General features: G+C 72.9%; 15 protein-coding genes and 1 tRNA gene. 9 read left to right on the forward strand and 7 right to left on the reverse strand.

The features are described from left to right. The first annotated feature begins 7 nt into the window (after window positions 1-7). The 3 genes from WD250_08110 (at window position 8) to rpe (ending at window position 2674) form a co-directional block, all read left to right on the forward strand. The gene (locus tag WD250_08110) at window positions 8-937 is read left to right on the forward strand and encodes a type II secretion system F family protein (GenBank protein ID MEX2620170.1); all 930 of its coding nucleotides are present in this window, start codon (window positions 8-10) and stop codon (window positions 935-937) included. A gap of 2 nt (window positions 938-939) precedes the next feature. Then, window positions 940-1938, forward strand: coding sequence for a DnaB-like helicase C-terminal domain-containing protein (locus WD250_08115; protein MEX2620171.1), 999 nt, complete (start codon window positions 940-942; stop codon window positions 1936-1938). 64 nt (window positions 1939-2002) lie between these two features. Beyond that, entirely contained in the window at window positions 2003-2674 is a 672-nt protein-coding gene (gene rpe, locus WD250_08120; GenBank protein MEX2620172.1) for a ribulose-phosphate 3-epimerase, read from the forward strand. Window positions 2675-2718: 44 nt separating this feature from the next. Here rpe and WD250_08125 read toward each other — a convergent pair whose 3' ends face one another. From WD250_08125 to WD250_08145, 5 genes are all read right to left on the reverse strand, one after another. Further along, window positions 2719-3150: a TA system VapC family ribonuclease toxin gene (locus WD250_08125; protein MEX2620173.1), complete on the reverse strand. Its 432-nt coding sequence runs from the start codon at window positions 3148-3150 to the stop codon at window positions 2719-2721. Next, window positions 3147-3404, reverse strand: coding sequence for a hypothetical protein (locus WD250_08130; protein MEX2620174.1), 258 nt, complete (start codon window positions 3402-3404; stop codon window positions 3147-3149). Before WD250_08130 ends, WD250_08125 begins: the two co-directional genes overlap by 4 nt. A 70-nt stretch (window positions 3405-3474) precedes the next feature. After that, a tRNA-Val gene (locus WD250_08135) sits at window positions 3475-3546 on the reverse strand. Window positions 3547-3593: 47 nt separating this feature from the next. Beyond that, window positions 3594-4328 (reverse strand): zf-HC2 domain-containing protein, encoded by a 735-nt coding sequence (locus tag WD250_08140; protein ID MEX2620175.1) that lies wholly within the window; start codon window positions 4326-4328, stop codon window positions 3594-3596. Between the two features lie 45 nt (window positions 4329-4373). After that, window positions 4374-4640, reverse strand: coding sequence for a hypothetical protein (locus tag WD250_08145; protein MEX2620176.1), 267 nt, complete (start codon window positions 4638-4640; stop codon window positions 4374-4376). A gap of 103 nt (window positions 4641-4743) precedes the next feature. On the opposite strand from WD250_08145, the gene WD250_08150 reads away from it, so the two are divergent. The 3 genes from WD250_08150 (at window position 4744) to WD250_08160 (ending at window position 9680) form a co-directional block, all read left to right on the forward strand. Continuing rightward, the gene (locus tag WD250_08150) at window positions 4744-6720 is read left to right on the forward strand and encodes a hydantoinase/oxoprolinase family protein (protein ID MEX2620177.1); all 1977 of its coding nucleotides are present in this window, start codon (window positions 4744-4746) and stop codon (window positions 6718-6720) included. Continuing rightward, complete coding sequence (locus WD250_08155) at window positions 6717-8273, forward strand: hydantoinase B/oxoprolinase family protein (protein MEX2620178.1); 1557 nt, start codon at window positions 6717-6719, stop codon at window positions 8271-8273. Before WD250_08150 ends, WD250_08155 begins: the two co-directional genes overlap by 4 nt. A 105-nt stretch (window positions 8274-8378) precedes the next feature. Further along, on the forward strand, window positions 8379-9680 hold the full coding sequence (locus WD250_08160) for an LCP family protein (GenBank protein ID MEX2620179.1): 1302 nt from the start codon (window positions 8379-8381) through the stop codon (window positions 9678-9680). Window positions 9681-9693: 13 nt separating this feature from the next. On the opposite strand, the gene WD250_08165 is transcribed toward WD250_08160, so the two are convergent. After that, window positions 9694-10830 carry a peptidoglycan DD-metalloendopeptidase family protein gene (locus WD250_08165; protein MEX2620180.1) on the reverse strand — a complete coding sequence of 379 codons (1137 nt, stop codon included), beginning with the start codon at window positions 10828-10830 and terminating at the stop codon, window positions 9694-9696. 242 nt (window positions 10831-11072) lie between these two features. Here WD250_08165 and WD250_08170 point away from each other — a divergent pair, with 242 nt between their 5' ends. From WD250_08170 to WD250_08180, 3 genes are read left to right on the forward strand one after another with little or no spacing between them, the layout of a single operon-like run. Then, a complete protein-coding gene (locus tag WD250_08170; protein ID MEX2620181.1) occupies window positions 11073-12878 on the forward strand; it encodes a VanW family protein in 1806 nt (601 codons plus the stop codon). A gap of 22 nt (window positions 12879-12900) precedes the next feature. Beyond that, window positions 12901-14220 carry a hemolysin family protein gene (locus WD250_08175; protein MEX2620182.1) on the forward strand — a complete coding sequence of 440 codons (1320 nt, stop codon included), beginning with the start codon at window positions 12901-12903 and terminating at the stop codon, window positions 14218-14220. Next, window positions 14217-15530 (forward strand): hemolysin family protein, encoded by a 1314-nt coding sequence (locus WD250_08180; protein ID MEX2620183.1) that lies wholly within the window; start codon window positions 14217-14219, stop codon window positions 15528-15530. The genes WD250_08175 and WD250_08180 overlap by 4 nt, the downstream gene beginning before the upstream one ends. Window positions 15531-15565: 35 nt before the next feature. Here the strand turns inward: WD250_08180 and moeB are convergent, their stop codons facing one another. Then, the gene (gene moeB, locus WD250_08185; GenBank protein MEX2620184.1) at window positions 15566-16732 is read right to left on the reverse strand and encodes a molybdopterin-synthase adenylyltransferase MoeB; all 1167 of its coding nucleotides are present in this window, start codon (window positions 16730-16732) and stop codon (window positions 15566-15568) included. Window positions 16733-17114 lie beyond the last annotated feature (382 nt).

Below are 17114 nucleotides of genomic sequence, written 5' to 3' on the forward strand. Positions count from 1 at the left end.
GCCCGCCATGCCGGTCCCCATCATCCTGGCCGCCGCCGCCGTCGCGGCGTCCCTGCCGCTGCTGTGGTGGGCCGTCGCCGGCATCCGCACCCCCGGCCGTCGCCTCGTCGCCCAGAACCTCGCAGGGGGGTCGGGATCGACCGACCTGCGCCAGCTCGCGCTGCGCCGGGGAGCCGGCGAGCGGGCCGTGCGACCGGCCGTGAACGCGCTCGTCGAACGCAGCCGGTCGCTGACCCCCGCCGGCTGGATCGCCGCGCTGGAACGGCGGATCGAGCTGGCCGGCCGGCCGCCCGCGTGGCCCCTGCAGCGGGTCCTGGCCGCGAAGCTCCTGCTCGGTGCCGTCGGCGCCGGGATCGGGTTCCTGCTGTTCAGCGCCGACCCCTCCGGACGCAAGCTGCTGCTCGCGGCGGGCATCACCGTCCTCGGGTACGCCGCACCCGACCTGATCCTGCACAGCCGGGGCGCGGCACGTCAGGACGCGATCGCGCTCGCGCTGCCCGACACCCTCGACCAGATGACGATCTGCGTGGAGGCCGGCCTCGGCTTCGAGGCGGCCATGGCCCGAGCGGGCCGCACCGGCGAGGGGCCCTTGGCCCAGGAGCTCGTCCGCACGCTGCAGGAGATGCAGATGGGCATCCAGCGCACCGTCGCGCTGCGCAGCCTGGCGGACCGCACCAAGGTGGCGGACCTGCGCCACTTCACGTCGGCGGTCATCCAGGCGGAGTCCTACGGGGTGGCCGTCGCCAAGGTCCTCCGCGTCCAGGCGGCGGAGCTGCGTGTCAAACGCCGCCAGCGCGCGGAGGAGCGCGCGATGAAGATGCCCGTGAAGATCATCTTCCCGGTGATCCTGTGCATCCTGCCAGCCCTGTTCACGGTCGTCATGGGCCCGGGCGCGATCCGCATCGTGCGGACCATGATCGTCGGCGGGGGGTTCTGACGATGACGGCCCCGCGCACCTTCGCCACGGTCCTCGACCAGCTGGCCACGGACAGCCCGAACGGAGCTGCGTCGCGCACGACGCCGTTCCCGACGGGATTGTGGCCGCTCGACGCGATCCTCGAAGGAGGCTTGCGAGCCCACGACCTGGTGCTGCTGGGTGGCGTCCCCGGCGTCGGCAAGACCGTGGCGGCACTGCAGATGGCTCGTCAGATGGCGTCCACCGGCAGCACCGCGATCTACGCCTGCTTCGAGCACGACGAGTCGGAGCTGCTCGTCCGCCTCCTCCTGATGGAGCTCGGAGCCGCGGCCCGTCCACGCGACACGGCGGTGCTCGATCGGCTGCGCCTGGCCGTCCGCGGGGCCGCGAACCGCGAGGTCGCGCTGACCGACATCGGCGAGGGCCAGGAGCTGCTCGAGGCTGCCCGGACCCGCGTCGCCGACTACGCCGACCGGCTGTGGCTCGTCCCGGCGTCCAGCCGCCACACCGGCCTGGAGCAGCTGGAGCAGCTCGTGACCGCGCACGGCAACAGCCACACCGCGCTCTTCGTGGACTACCTCCAGAAGGTCGCGGTGCGCACCGGGCCCACCGTCGAGGCCGAGCGGATCAGCGTGATCACCGCGGGCCTGAAGGAGCTGGCCCTGTCCCACGCGATCGCCGTCGTCGCCGTCGTCGCCGTCGTCGCCACCGACCATGTCGCGCCCCACGCACGCCGGCGGGGTCTGCACCATCTGCGTGCGTCTGCCGCGCTGGCCTGCGAGAGCGACGTGGTGCTGATGCTGAACGAGAAGCTCGCCTGCGTGTCGACGGCGCTCGTGGCTTCCGACCCCGTCCGCGCCGAGACGTTCCGGGACTACGTGGTCCTCAGCATCGAGAAGAACCGCGGTGGCCCGCCGGGAGCCGACCTGGAGTTCCGCAAGGACCTGGCGCACTTCCGGTTCGACCCGACCGGTGAGCACGTCGCCGAGCAGCTCCTCGATGCGCGCGTCGACAACGGCTGACCATCCGCCTGCGTGCGTCGACCGGCAAGATGCCGTCGCCGCCCCCGTGCTCTACGCTGCACCCATGACGCCCAAGATCGTGCCGGCGATGCTCCCGGTTGACTATGCCCGCCTCGGCGACGACTGCGTCGCCCTGGAGAAAGGGGGCGCCGACCGCCTGCAGTGGGACATCATGGACGGCCAGTTCGTGCCGAACATCACCTACGGGCCCGACGTCATCGCGGCCTGCCGACCGCTGGTCTCACTGGGATTCGAGGCACATGTGATGTGCCGGGACCCCGAGTGGATGGTCCCGAAGCTCGTGGATGCGGGCTGCGACATCATCATCGTCCACGTCGAGGCGATGCGCCAGCCCCACGCCACCTACCAGGCCATCCGCAAGGCGGGCGCCCGTGCGGCCATCGCCCTGTCCCCCGCCACGCCGGTGAGCTACATCGAGAACGTGCTCGACCTCGTCGACCTCGTCCTGATCATGACCGTCAACCCCGGGTTCGGCGGCCAGGCCTACATCTCGACGATGGAGCCGAAGATCGCCGCGGCCCGCGCCATGATCGACGCCGGGGGCTTCGACGTGGAGATCGAGGTGGACGGCGGGATCGGGCCGGACACCATCGCCGGCGCCGCGGCGGCCGGGGCCTCGGTCTTCGTCTCCGGCAGCGCACTCTGGAAGTACGAGTCGTTCGGTGCGGGCGTCACCGACCTGCGGCAGCGGGCAACGGAGGCCGCCGGCGGCTGACCGTCCTGCCGGGACGGCCCCCTGCCCGGCATTTCATGAAGCGGTCAGCTTCGCAGCGGGTTGACGAGCTCGACGCCCCGGAAGCGGGCGAAATCCCCATCGGTGGAGCAGATCTGGGCACCGTGCTCCAGCGCCAGGGCGGCCAGGTGCGCGTCGCTGGTGAGGTTGCCGGCCGTCCCGAGCGGCGCGAGCAGGTCGCGCAGCACCGCGGTGTGCCGCTTGGTGGGCTGGAGGACGGCAGCGCAAGGCTGCGCCAGCCAGGCCTCGAGCAGGTCGAGCGCCCGATCGACTGTCAAGGGCACAGAGAACACGTGGGCGCTCGTGGACAGCCGGACGAACCCGAGCATGGCGTTCCAGGCGAAGCCGATCGTCTCGGTGCCCGACAGCTTTGTCTCGAGCCACGGCCTGACGACCGCGTGGTGCACGGAGGTGTCATCGACGGCGTACAGGAGCAGGTTCGTGTCGACGAGCTTCACTTGCGAAGCTCGAGCTTGCGGACGCGTTCAGCGTCCTCGAGCTCGTCCGCGAGGCGCCCTGCCCGGTCAAGATCGACGCCCGGGCGCAGGCCCATTGACGCCGTCCCCTGCACGAAGGGCGCGCGGTCGATGCCGCCGCCGAGCCCGGCGCGCAGCGTGCTGTTGAGCGCGTCCTTGAACGAGATGCCCTGCTGCTGCGCGCGCTGCTTCAGCTGTGCGGCGACATCGGGCTCGAGGGTGACGGTCGTCCGCATGCCTGGCATCATAGCATCACACAGCTTGATGCGTCGATGTGTTCCGAGTCTCGCCACGACCAGATGGTAGTGGGCTCGACAGGTTTCGAACCTGTGACCTCTCGCGTGTGAGGCGAGCGCTCTCCCACTGAGCTACGAGCCCGGGCTTGCCGTGACGAGGATAGCGGTGACCGCTGCCGACGGCTATTCCTACCGGTCAGCGGGCAGTGTCGCCTCCAACACCTCCTGCCCCGCCGGACGGTCGGAGAGCGCCTGGTCAGGCCGGGTCACCACCAGGCGGCGGCTGTCGGCGAGGAGCGGGACGAGGTAGTACAGCCGGCCGTCGCGGACCTCCACCGGCTCGCTGGCCACCACGTCGCCGTCACCGTCGAGCTGGTAGATCGCGTGGGTGGTGTCGCCGCCGGCCAGGCCGGTGACCAGCAGCACGAGGCGGTCCCCATCCATCCTGAGGCTGGCGTCGACACCGTCGGCGTGGGCCTGCCAGGCGACCTCGTCCCCGAACTCGAGCAGCTCGGCGGCATCGGTGACCGTGGCGACGATCGCCTCCTGGTTCGCCAGCGAGCTGCGCAGGGTGAAGTTCCACCCGGCGAGGCCCAGGAGGACGAGCACGCCGACCAGCGCGAGCAGGCGGGGGACACGGGACGCCACCGGGGCAGGCAGCGGTTCGTCGTCCTCGTCCGCCTGGTCGGCGTCCTCCCGACGCTTGGTCTCCACGGACTTGGCCGACCGCACGCGCCGCTCGTCGCGTTCGACGTCGGCGAGATCGTGGGCGAGGGCCCGGAGCTCCCCCACGTGGGTGCGGCAGTCAGGGCATTGCAGGAGATGGGAGCGAAAGACGCGGCCGTCGGACTCGTCGAGGCCACCGAGGACATGGGCGACGGCCATGTCCTCGAAGTATCGGTGCTTGTCGGCGTCGGTCCCCATCGTGTCCCAAGAATAGCCGCGCCTGGTGGACCGCGACCAGTGGTCCTACCTGATCGACTCCCGGAACGTTTGGCGCGCCGAGCGCCGCTGCGGAGAATCGGCGACGTCGGCGATCATGTCGATCACCGCCCGTTCCACCGCTTCGGCCTCCTCCTCGGCTGCAAGGACGCTCTCGATCGCGATGGCGCGTTCGTACGGCCGCAGCATCCAGTCCTCCAACCGCCCGAGGAACCAGAGGCCCAGCAGCAACGCCATGGGGAACGCGAGCACCAACAGGCCCGCCATGAGGCTCGTGCCGAGTTCCGCCGCCACGTCACACTTCCTTTGCGTCGTCTCGTGGGCGTGCCCGTTTGGGACGGTTTGGAAACCTCGGCCGGCGACCGGGGGCCCGCAGCGCGGGACTAGACTGCGCCCGGTGGCGACATCCGATTCGCGAGCAGTGCCCGCGCCGGCGGCGGCGGGCGTCGATGTCGGCGGGACGTTCACCGACGTCGTGATGCTCGACACCCCCGGGCAGCGACGACATCGGGCCGTGAAGGTGCCGACCACCCCCGGGGGCCAGGCGCAGGGCGTCGTCGCCGGTCTGGAACGGGCGGCGGGGACCCACCCGCCGCTGATCGCCCACGGGTCCACGGCAGCCACCAACGCCGTGCTGGAGCGGGCCGTCGCCCGCACGGTGCTGGTCACCACGGACGGGTTCGCGGACGTGCTCGCGATCGCCCGCCAGGACCGACCGGCCCTCTACGACCTGGGCCCGGTGAGGCCCCCTCCACTCGTGGACCGCAGCGACGTGGTGACCGTGCACGAGCGCACCACGTCCGACGGTCGGCCCGTGGTGGCGCTCACGGACGAGGAGATCGACCGTGTGGTCGACGCCGTCGCGGCACGCACACCTGAAGCCGTTGCCGTCAGCCTGCTGTTCGCCTACGCCGGCCCTGCCCACGAGGAGCGGCTGTGCGCCGCGCTGGCCGACCGGCTGGGTGTCCCGATCACCCGATCAACGGCGCTGCTCCCCGAGTTCCGCGAGTTCGAACGCGCCTCGACCTGCGTCCTCAACGCCGCGGTCGCGCCGGTCATGCACCGCTACCTCACCGGTCTGGCGGACCGATTGCCGGAGAGCCGCATCAGCGTCATGACGTCCGGCGGCGGTACGGCCGCCCTGGACGTGGTGGCGTGCGACCCGGTCCACACGCTGCTGTCGGGGCCGGCCGCCGGGGTCGTGGCCGCCGGCGCGATCGCCGTGTCTGCCGGCTTCTCCGACGCGGTGGCCTTCGACATGGGCGGCACCTCCACCGACGTCTGCTTGATCCGCGACGGGCGGCCCGACGTGGCCACCGAGGCGGAGATCGGCGGGTTGCCCTTCCGCACGCCGGCGGTGGCCATCCACACCGTCGGGGCGGGCGGGGGCTCGATCGCCTGGGTCGATCGGGGCGGCGCGCTGCGGGTCGGGCCGCGGTCGGCGGGGGCAGTACCCGGGCCGGCCTGCTACGGGCTCGGCGGGACCGAGCCGACGGTCACCGATGCGCACTGCCTGCTCGGCCACCTCGATCCGGAGCGGGAGATGGGCGGCGGCCTGCGGCTCGCTGCGCAGGCCGCCCGGGAAGTCATGGACGGCATCGAGAGCGGGCCGCACGGGGTCCTCACCGTCGTGCAGGCGACGATGGCGCGCGCCCTGCGCCGCGTCACCACCGAGCGCGGGGTGGACCCGGGTAGTCTCGCCCTCGTCGCCTACGGCGGGGCGGGCCCGCTGCACGCAGCCGCGCTGGCTCGCGAGCTGGGGTACGCGGCGGTGGTCGTCCCCCCCGCGCCCGGCGTGCTGTCGGCGCTGGGTCTGCTTCTGGCACCACCCCGCCATGAATCCTCCCGCACGGTGATGGCCGACGCCCGGGACGACCTCGCGTCCGCATGGGCTGGCCTCGAGCAGGAGGCCGAGGCCACGCTGGCGGCCCAGGGGGTCTCCGGGCCCGTGACCCGGAGCAGGCTGGCCGACTGCCGCTACGCCGGCCAGTCCCATGAGCTGCGGGTGGACGGCGACGGGGACCTGGCCGAGGCCCTGCACACCGCCCACCACGAGGCCTACGGCTACGCGATGCCCGACGAACAGGTCACGGTCGTGACCGTGCGGGTGGTGGCCACCGCGACGCCCGTGCTCCCGGCGCCGCCGACCCACTGGGACCAGGGACCGGCCCGGCCGGAGCGCCGCCGGCGTGTCGGTGTGGGCGGCGAGGAGATGGACGCCCGGGTGCTCGACCGAGCCGTGCTGTCACCCGGCGACACGGTCACGGGACCGGCGCTGGTCGAGCAGCCCGACTCCACCACCCTGCTCGGGCCGGGCGACGTCGCCGAGGTCGACCAGGCCGCGAACCTGGTGCTGCGCTGGGAGCAGCCGTGACGCCCGTCGAGCTGGAGGTCACCCGGCACGCCCTGGACGGCGTCGCCGAGGAGATGGGGATCGCCCTCATGCGCGCCGCCTACTCCCCCAACATCAAGGAACGGCGGGACTGCTCCGCCGCGGTGTTCGACCCCCGGGGCGGCATGGTTTCCCAGGCCGAGCACATCCCGGTGCACCTCGGGTCGATGCCCGCGTCGGTGCGCGCCGCCCTCGACGCCTTCGGCGGCGAGTTGGCGAAGGACGTCCAGGTCGCCGTGAACGACCCGTACGCGGGCGGGACGCACCTGCCCGACATCACCCTCGTGGAGGGCGTCCGCGACGAGGCGGGCCGCCTGCTCGGCTACGTGGCCAACCGCGCCCACCATGCCGACGTCGGTGGTGCGGCACCGGGCTCCATGCCGGCCTCGGCCACCGACATCGTCGAGGAGGGTCTGCGGATCCCGCCGGTCGTCGTCGCGGACGCCGCCGGGCCGCGCGAGGACGTCCTCGCGCTGATCGCGGCCAACTCGCGGACCCCCGCCGAGCGTCGCGGTGACCTGCGGGCCCAGTTCGCCGCCAACCACGTCGGGGCCCGACGCCTGCGGGAGCTCGCCGGCCGGTGGGGCCCCGACGGGCTGGCCGCCGCCTGTGCGGCGGTGTGCGACTACAGCGAGCGGCGGGTCAGGGCCGCGGTCCTCGACATCCCCGACGGCACGTACGCCTTCGCCGACGTGCTGGAGCTCGGCGCGCACGGCGAGCCCGAGATCCGCGTGGCCGTCACCGTCGACGGGGACGAGGTCACCGCGGACTTCGCCGGGACCGCCCCGCAGGTGCCGGTGAACGTGAACGCGGTCTTCGCCGTGACCCTGTCGGCCACGTGGTTCGTGTTCCGGATGCTCACCGATCCCGGCGCCCCGCCCAACGCGGGGGCGTACCGGGCGGTGCACGTCCGGGCGCCCGAGGGCAGCCTCGTGCACGCCGCGCATCCGGCACCGGTGGCGGCGGGCAACGTGGAGACCAGCCAGCGCATCGTCGACGTGCTGCTCGGCGCGTTCGCCCAGGCGCTGCCCGACCGGGTCCCGGCGGCCAGCCAGGGCACGATGAACAACCTGCTCATCGGGGCGGCGGGCGGAGCCGCGGCCTTCAGCTACTACGAGACGCTCGCCGGGGGCGAGGGTGGCACGCCATCCCGGCCCGGGATGAGCGGGGTGCACACCGGCATGACCAACACCCGCAACACGCCCGCCGAGGCGATTGAGCTGGCGTACCCGCTGCGGGTGTGGCGCGCGGAGCTGCGCGACGGATCGGGCGGTGATGGCCGCCACCCCGGCGGCGAGGGCATCGTCCGCGAGATCGAGGTGCTCACCGACGCCACCCTGACGCTGCAGACCGAGCGGCGCGCCCACGCTCCCTGGGGGCTGGCCGGCGGCGAGGACGGCGCCACGGGCCGCAACGTGCTGGTCCACACCGACGGTACCGAGGAGAATCTCGCCGCCAAGGGCACCTGGCGGCTGCACGCGGGCGCTCGCGTGCGGGTGGAGACCCCGGGCGGCGGCGGCTGGGGCGCCGCGTAGCCTCGCGCCGGCGCACCCCGGCGCTCCCGTGCGGGCTGTGGTGCATGCGTCCTCGCATCCCGCCCAGCGGTTACCGTGATGACGGCGACGAGAGGACGCGAGACCTTGGGAGACGACGGGTGGGGCCCCGTGGAGCGCGGCGGCGGTGACACCGAGGGTCCGCCGGCGACTCCGCCGGAGCCCGCGGCGGACACCGAGGGCCAGCCCGCGGCCCCGGCGCAGCCCGCGGCGGACACCGGTGGCTTCGGCCCTGTCCAACGGGGCCGGGCGCGTCCGACGCGCAACGCGGCACGGCAGGTCGGGGGTGAGCGCCCACCGCCGACGCCCGCCGACCGCGGGACGTCACCGGCCGCGGCGCCCCACCGTGCGCGCCGGCTCACCCCGCGCCGGTCGGCCCGTGTTCTGCTGCTCGCCGTCGCGGTGCTCGGCCTGGCGGTGGCTGGCACGGGAGCGGTGCTGGCGGTCTACACGAGCACGCAGATCAACCGTGTGCAGGTCGACGGTCTCGGCAGTGCCGACGGCCGGATGAACGTGCTGGTGGTCGGCAACGACAGCCGGCAGGGACTCACCGACGAGGAGCTGCTGGAGCTCGGCACCGAGGCCGTCGACGGTGATCGCACGGACACGATCTTCCTGCTGTCGATCTCGGGGGGACGCGCCGCGATGCTGTCGCTGCCCCGCGACCTCTACGTCACCCGGTGCGATGGGACGCAGGGGCGCATCAACGCCGCCTACGCCCTCGGCGGACCGACGTGCATGGCGCAGACCGTGACGCAGATGTCGGGGATCCCGGTGACGCACTACGCCGAGGTGAACTTCCTGGGCTTCATCAAGATCGTCGACGCTGTCGGGGGGGTGACCCTCTTCTTCGAGGAGGCATTCGTGGACCGGCCCGCCGGCATCGACGTGCCCGCGGGCTGCCAGCGCCTCGACGGGAGCCAATCGATCGGCTTCGTGCGGGCCCGCACCGTCGACGGCGACCTGGGACGGATCGCCCGCCAGCAGCGCTTCATCGCCGAGCTGGCCGATGAGGTCACCCAGCCCTCGACCCTGCTCAACCCCGTGCGCCTGTTCGTCACGGGCGGCTCCGCCGGCCGCGCCCTGACTGCCTCGGAGAACCTCGGCCTGGTGGACCTGCTGCGTCTCGCCCGGGCGGGCCGCGGGTTCGCGGGGGACGGCCTGGCCACCTACACCGTGCCGGCCGGCAACGCCCGGATCGGCGGGGCGGCGGTGCTCGTGCCCGACGAGGGCGCCGCCGACGCCCTGTTCGCCCAGTTCCGGGACGGCTCCATCCTGGACCCGGCCCCCGCCCCCGAGGACGCGGCTCCTGAAGCCCCCGCCCCCGAGGCGCCCGGACCTGCGCCGGACGACGCCGCCGGTGCCGCCCCCGTGCCCGCCGACTGCTGACCGGGCTGGTGCGTCAGTTGAGGTAGCCGCGCGGGTTGCGGGCGGAACCGTTGACCCGGACCTCGAAGTGCAGGTGGGGGCCCGTGCAGCTGCCCGAGCAGCCGACCGAGCCGATGCGCTCCCCGGCGCCGACCTGTTGGCCGCGTCGCACCATGATGGCGCTCTGGTGCGCGTACGCGGTGGTGATCCCACCGCCATGGTCGATCAACGTCATCGCCCCGTAGCCGCCCATCGAGCCGGCGTGGGTCACGGTGCCGGGCCGGGCTGCCACGATCGCCGAGCCGGTGGCCGCCCCGATGTCGATGCCCTGGTGCTGGCGACCCCACCGCGGACCGTACTCGCTGGTGACCGGCCCCCGAGCGGGCCAGACCCAGCCGCCGGCACCGACCTGCGGTGCAGGCGCCACACCCGCGGTGCCCACCGCCCCACGGCTGGTGCGCACGGGCGCAGCTCGGCTGGACCGCCGCGCGAGGCTGGCGAGCTCCCGGTTCTCAGCGTCCAGGTGGCGCTCCTGCGACTCGAGCTGTGCGACCTGCTGGGAGCTGGCCGCGAAGACCAGCGCCCGATCGTTGCGCAGGTCGGCGACCTCGGCGTGCAGCTGCTGCTGCTGGTCCAGCACCCGCTGGAGGGAGGCCTCCTCGGCCTCCAGCGCCGTGCGCTGGGCGTCGACCGCGACCCCGGAGGCCGACACGCCTTCCAGGCTGCGGCGGTCCGAGGACGCCACCAGGTCGATGTAGGAGGACCGACGCACCGCATCTGCCGGGTTCGACGCGGCGAGCAGGGCGTCCACCGGGCCGCCCCCGCCGCCGCTCTTGTACAGCTCCACCGCCCGGTTGCGCATGGTCTGGCGCTGCTCGGTGGCGCGCTGGCGGAGGTCGTCGAGCTGGCTTCGGGCCTCCTCGACCGCCTGCTGCTGGCGTTGGACCGCATGCTCGGCCTGGCCGACGGCCTCCATCACCGCCGCGAGATGGGCGTCGGCGTCACGCAGGGCCTCCGCGTCGGTCGACTGGCGCGCACGCGCGCTCTCGAGCGCTGCTCTGACCTGGGCCACCTTCTGCCGCGTCTGGCTGACCCGCCGTTCCTCGGCCGACTGGGCGCTGACCGGGGCGACGGCAGCCAGAAGCAGCCCGGCGATCATCGCCGCGACCATCAGTGCCCGTATCGCGCTGCGTTGTGTGCCCTGCACCGTGCTCCCATGTCCCGAACCGACGACCCCGGCTGATGGCACGCTGACGGCACGCCGAACCGCAAAGGGTTTCGATCACGTTTGGGGAAGACGGGGGAAGACTAGCCCTCGCCGCCGGCAGGGTCAAAGACCTTCGACGGATGGCGGCGCGACCCCCAAGGATGCCGACTCCGCTACGGCAGCGCGCTGCTACGCTCGGTTGACCTATGCGCACACTTCTCCCCGCGCCACACCAGGCGGGCTCCCCGACGCGGCGCCGACGCGGCCCGCGTCTCGCGATCGCCTTGCTGGCCGCGTTCGTCGTCCTGGGGGCGCTGACACTCACCGGCCTGCGCCTGGCGCGCCAGGGCACCCTTCCAGGTGCGCAGGTGGCTGACGTGCAGGTGGGCGACCTCGACGAGACCGCGCTGGCCGCCGTCCTGGACGAGTACCGCGACCGCCGTGAGCGCACACCGGTCACGGTGACGCTGGGTGAGGTGGAGGTCGCAGCGCCCGCAGCCGACCTCGGCTACCGGTTCGACACGGAGGCGACGGCACAAGCGGTGCTGCGCCGGGGCCGCCAGGTCAACCCCTTCGGGGCCTTGTTCGACCACCTGCGGGCCTTTTTGGGCACCATCAGGGTCGCCCCGGAGCAGCACGTCGACGCCGAGCAGCTGGAGGCGTGGCTCGTCAGGGCCTCCGCGGAGCTCACCCAGCCCCCCGTGGAGGGGTCCCTGGAGTTCGACGGAGCGCAGATCACCCGCATCGATCCCCGACCCGGGGGGGTCGTGCAGCTCGACGTGCTGCGACCCCGCTTGCGGGCCGCCCTCCTGGACCCGCAAGCCGATCGCACCGTGCGCGCCCAGGCGGAGCCGGTGCGACCCGAGACGACCCCGGCAGACGTGGACGCCGTGCTGGCGGTCGCCGAGCGTGCCCTGGCCGGTCCCGTGACGCTGTCCCGTGATGACACGGCGCTGACGCTGTCGCCCGACCAGATCGGTGCGGTGCTCGCGGTCGACCGTGACGGCGCCGAGCTCGGCCTGCGGGTCGACCCCGCCCGGCTCGCCGAGGTGGTCCCTGCCACCACGCTGGACGCGATCGAGACGCCACCGGTGGACGCGACGTTCTCGGTGGCCGGTGGCACGGTGCGCATCGCGCCGTCCCAGGACGGGTTCCAGTTCGATCCCGAGATCGCCGCGGAGCAGGTCCTCGCGCTCGCGACCGGCGGCGGACCCCGCGAGGCAGCCCTGGAGGGCGTGGTCACGGCTCCCGACCTCACCACCGCGGGCGCCGAAGCGCTGGGGGTCGTCGAGCGGGTGTCGACCTACACGACCGAGTTCACCGCCGGCCAGAGCCGGGTGACCAACATCCACCGGATCGCCGACATGGTCGACGGGACCCTCCTACGTCCGGGCGAGACCTTCTCCGTCAACGACCACGTCGGCGAGCGCACCGCCGCCAAGGGCTTCGTCGGCGGCGGGGCGATCTTCGACGGGGAGTTCGTCGAGCAGATCGGCGGGGGGGTCAGCCAGTTCGCGACCACCATGTACAACGCGGCGTACTTCGGCGGGTACGCGATCCCGCAGCACAAGGCCCACTCCTACTACATCAGCCGGTATCCGGTGGGGCGCGAGGCCACCCTGAACTACCCCAACGTCGACCTGCAGATGCGCAACTCCTCGCCGTACGGGGCCCTGCTCGCGACCGCCCACACGGCGACGTCGGTGACCGTGTCGGTCTACGGCACCCGCTGGGTGCAGGTCGACTCGATCACCGGGGAGCGCACGAACGTCACGCCGCCCCCGGAGCGCGTCCGCGAGACCGATGCCCTCCCAGCCGGCAGCGGGCGCGTCGTCCAGTCCGGGCGGGAGGGCTTCGACATCACGGTCACCCGCGTGCTGACCTTCCCCGACGGTCGCGTGGAGCGGGAACCGGAGACGACCCGCTACCTGCCCGAGCCCCGCATCATCGAACGGGGAGCCGGCGCGGCCCCGCCCGAGGAGCCCGACGCGCCACCTCCCGGCGCGGTGTGAGCCCACCGGGGGGGTCGGCCCGATGGTGACGGTCCTCGGCCTGCTGGCGGTGGCGGGGCTGATCGCGGCCAACGGGTACTTCGTGGCCGCCGAGTTCGCCTACGTGGCGGCCCGCCGCGGGCGCCTGGAGGAGGCCGCCGCGCAGGGTGACCGGCGGGGGGTGCTGAGCTTGGCGGTCCGGGACCGGCTGTCGTTCATGCTCTCCGGCGCCCAGCTCGGGATCACCGCGACGTCCCTGCTGGTCGGCTACATCGCCGAGCCGACCCTCGGCGCGGCCCTGCGGCCGCTGATCGGGCTCACCGGCCTCGGCGACCAAGCCGTGTTGGCCGTGTCGCTCACCGTCGGCTTCGTGGTGGCGACCACCGCCCAGATGGTGATCGGCGAGCTGGCCCCGAAGAACCTCGCGATCGCCAAGGCCGAACCGGTGGCGCTCGCGCTGGCACGCACCACCTGGTGGTACACCCGGCTCGCCGGACCGCTGATCCGCCTGTTCGACGGCGCCGCGAACCGGCTCCTTCGCCTGCTCGGCATCGAGCCCGTGGATGACGTGCCGAGCGCCGTGTCGGCCGAGGAGCTCGAGCACATCATCGCCGAGTCGGGCAAGAAAGGCGCCCTCACCGCGGGCCAGGCGGGGCTGATGTCCCGGGCGCTGGACTTTCGCGCCCGGCGGGCCGGCGACGTCATGGTCGCGCGTCCGAACGTCGACTCCATCCCGGTGGAGGCCACGTGTGAGGACCTGCGCCGGTTGGCGGTGGCCAGCGGGCACTCCCGGTTCCCCGCGATCGGCGAGGGCCTGGACGACGTCCGCGGCGTGGTCCAGGCCAAGGACATCTTCCTCGTCGATGCCGCTGTGCGCTCACGCACCCTCCTGCACTCGCTGCTGCACCCGAGCCTGGCCGTGCCGGAGACCGCGTTGCTCGGTCCGCTGCTCACCGAGCTGCGTGCCGCACGCAGCCCGATGGCCGTGGTGGTCGACGAGCACGGCGGCACCGCCGGCATCGTGACCCTGGAGGACATCGTCGAGGAGCTCGTCGGCGAGATCCGCGACGAGCACGATGCGGCGGAACCGCGCGTGCAGGCCCTGCCCGACGGCTCGTACCTCGTCCCCGGCGGCTGGCGCATCGACGAGGCGGCGCGCGACACCGGACTCGCCCTGCCCGAGGGTGACTACGACACCGTGAGCGGGCTCGTCATGGCCACCCTGGGTCGCATGCCGAAGCCTGGTGACGTCATCGAGGTGGACGGCACACGGGTGCGGGTGCGCAGCCTCGCGGGCCTGGCCGTCGGGCAGGCGCAGCTGACCGCGGTCCCCCGCACGCGCGGTGGGGAGGAGCCCTCGTGAGCCTCACCGCAGGCCTGGTCGGGCTCGCCCTGCTGGCGGCCAACGGCGGCTTCGTCGCCGCGGAGTTCGCCCTGCTCGCGGCGCGCCAGTCCCGCCTGGAGCAGCTCGCCGCCGAAGGGCACCGGGCCGCCGCCCGCGCCCTCACCGGCGTGCGCGAGCTGTCGCTCATGCTCGCCGCGGCGCAGCTCGGGATCACGATGTCCTCGCTCGGTCTCGGGGCGGTCGCCGAGCCGGCACTGGAGGTCGGGCTCAGCCGGCTGCTCGGCCTGACCGGCCTGCCCTCCGGGGTGAGCCACGCGATCGCCTTCGCGTTGGCCTTGTCGATCGTGGTCTTCCTGCACATGGTCGTCGGCGAGATGGCCCCGAAGTCATGGGCGATCGCCGACCCGGAGCGCTCGGCGATGCGCCTGATCCGGCCGTTCCGGGCGTTCGCGACGGCCGTGCGCCCGTTCATCCGTCTGCTGAACGCCATGGCCAACGTCCTCGTCCGCCTCGTCGGCGTCGAGCCCCGCGACGATCTCGCCGCCAGCCACTCCCCCGCTGACCTGCTGCTGCTGGTCGCGGAGTCCGGGCGGCAGGGGACCCTCGGCGAGGAGCAGTCAACCCTCCTGTCCCGAGCCCTGGACCTGTCCGGCCTCGACGCGGAGGCGGCGATGGTGCCGCGCGGGGACATCGTCGCCGTGCCCGTCGACGCCGGCATCGGCGAGCTCGAACAGCTCGCGAGCGAGACCGGGCGCTCACGCATCCCGGTGTACGACGGTGAGCTCGACCGCATCCGGGGGGTGCTGCACGTCAAGGACCTCTTGGCGGTGCCCGCGCAGGACCGATCGCGCGTCACCGCTGCCTCGCTGGCCCGGCCGGCCCTCGTCGCCCCGGAGTCGCGGCCGCTTGAGAGCCTGATGCTCGACATGCGCCGCGACCGCCAGCACGTCGCCATCGTCGTCGACGAGTTCGGCACCGTCACCGGCCTGGTCGCCCTGGAGGACCTCCTCGAGGAGCTCATCGGCGAGTTCGAGGACGAGTCCGACCACCCGGGGCCGGGCACCTCGGCGACTGGGCGTTCCCTCCCCCGGCGCCGGGACGGCGCCCTGCTCGTGCCGGGAGCGCTGCGACCCGACGAGCTCGCCGACCGCGCGCCCGTCTCCCTACCCGAGGGCGAGTGGGAGACCGTCGCCGGCTATGTCATCGCCGAGCTCCAGCGTCTGCCCGAGATCGGTGACACCGTCCAGACGGCCGACGGCTGCCGGCTGGAGGTCACCCAGATGGACGGCCACCGGATCGTCGAGCTCGCGCTGCACCTGCCGCGGTGACGCCGTTCGCCACCCTGGTCCGTCAGCGCGATGGGCTAGTAGGTCGGGATGGACGGATCGACCCGACGGGCGTAGGCGTTGATGCCACCGGCGAGGTTCTTGACCTTGCGGAACCCGGCGTCGTTCAGGAACCGGCACGCCTGCGCCGAGCGGGCACCGCTCTTGCAGTGCACGACGATCTCCTGGCTGGAGTCCAGCTCGTGCAGGTGCTGGGGCAGCGTCCCGAGCGGGATGAGGTCCGCGCCGGTGATCCGGCTGATGTCGGACTCGTGGGGTTCGCGCACGTCGATCAGGCGCACCTGGTCGCGCACCCGCTCGAAGTCCTCCGGGGTGATCTCGACCACGCCCTCGGCGGTCTGCTCGGCCTCGCCCTCGATCGCGGGCATCCCGCAGAACTGCTCGTAGTCGATCAGCTCGGTGACGGTCGGGTTCTTCCCGCAGACCGGGCACTCGGGGTCCTTGTTGACCTTGATCGTCTGCCACCGCGCCTCGAGGGCGTCGTAGATCTGCATGCGTCCGATCAGCGGGTCGCCGATGCCGGTCAGCAGCTTGATGCCCTCGGTGGCCTGCCCGGCGCCGATGGTGGCGCAGATCACGCCGAACACCCCGCCCTCCGCGCACGACGGCACCATCCCCGGGGGCGGCGGCTCGGGGAACATGCAGCGGTAGCAGGGGCCTTCCTCGGCGTAGAACACCGACAGCTGACCGTCGAAGCGGAAGATGGAGCCATACACGTTGGGCTTGCCGAGCAGCACGCAGGCGTCGTTGACGAGGTAGCGCGTCGGGAAGTTGTCGGTCCCGTCGATGACCAGGTCGTAGTCGCGGATGATGTCCAGGGCGTTCTCGCTGGTGAGCGCCGTCTCGTGGACCTGCACCCGGACGTGCGGGTTGATGTCGGCGATGCTCTCCCGCGCGCTCTCGGTCTTGCGCTTGCCGATGTCGGAGGTGCCGTGGATGACCTGGCGGTGCAGGTTGGACTCGTCCACGACGTCGAAGTCGACCAGGCCGAGGGTGCCGACACCCGCCGCCGCCAGGTACATCGCCAGCGGGGAGCCGAGCCCGCCGGTCCCGACGAGCAGGACCTTCGCGGCCTTGAGCCTGCCCTGTCCCTCCATACCGACGTTCGGCATGATGAGGTGACGGGCGTAGCGCCGGATCTCGTCGTTGGTCAGCGGGGCGGGTTCGGCGATCAGAGGCTTCATGGGGGCGTCAACCGATCAGGCAGCAGCGGGCATTCCCAGGGGTCCCACGCAAGGGTACGCCGATGCCCCCCGCCACCGCCGGGGTTTCCCCTGTTGCCCCTCTAGTGTCCTGAGTCGGAGATCCGTTGGTGGTGTCGGACCGGTGTTGTTGGCCGCCGCTGGCGCACCTGGCGGTCGGGATCGGCCCGCACCACCGGCTGCGGGGGTTGTCGCGGCTGTCGGCGTCGTGTGGCGCGCCGGGGGCCGTCACGACCAGACGCTGCCCGTCCGCCCAGACGCGTGCGCATGGTCTGCGCCCCCATTGCTGCGGCAGCCTGCCGGACTCAGGACTATTACGGTAGGGACCGTCGTTGCCGACGGCCCCCCGTGCAGATCCCGGCGT

The organism is Egibacteraceae bacterium, from assembly GCA_040905805.1.
Classification (GTDB): Bacteria; Actinomycetota; Nitriliruptoria; order Euzebyales; family Egibacteraceae; genus DATLGH01.

What these genes read in the sequence shown, in the direction of transcription:
- WD250_08110 (MEX2620170.1), top strand. Translation starts at nt 8, where the DNA reads ATGCCGGTCCCCATCATCCTGGCCGCCGCCGCCGTCGCGGCGTCCCTG.
- WD250_08115 (MEX2620171.1), top strand. Translation starts at nt 940, where the DNA reads ATGACGGCCCCGCGCACCTTCGCCACGGTCCTCGACCAGCTGGCCACG.
- rpe (MEX2620172.1), top strand. Translation starts at nt 2,003, where the DNA reads ATGACGCCCAAGATCGTGCCGGCGATGCTCCCGGTTGACTATGCCCGC.
- WD250_08130 (MEX2620174.1), bottom strand. Translation starts at nt 3,404, where the DNA reads ATGCGGACGACCGTCACCCTCGAGCCCGATGTCGCCGCACAGCTGAAG.
- WD250_08140 (MEX2620175.1), bottom strand. Translation starts at nt 4,328, where the DNA reads ATGGGGACCGACGCCGACAAGCACCGATACTTCGAGGACATGGCCGTC.
- WD250_08165 (MEX2620180.1), bottom strand. Translation starts at nt 10,830, where the DNA reads ATGGTCGCGGCGATGATCGCCGGGCTGCTTCTGGCTGCCGTCGCCCCG.
- WD250_08170 (MEX2620181.1), top strand. Translation starts at nt 11,073, where the DNA reads ATGCGCACACTTCTCCCCGCGCCACACCAGGCGGGCTCCCCGACGCGG.
- WD250_08175 (MEX2620182.1), top strand. Translation starts at nt 12,901, where the DNA reads ATGGTGACGGTCCTCGGCCTGCTGGCGGTGGCGGGGCTGATCGCGGCC.
- moeB (MEX2620184.1), bottom strand. Translation starts at nt 16,732, where the DNA reads ATGAAGCCTCTGATCGCCGAACCCGCCCCGCTGACCAACGACGAGATC.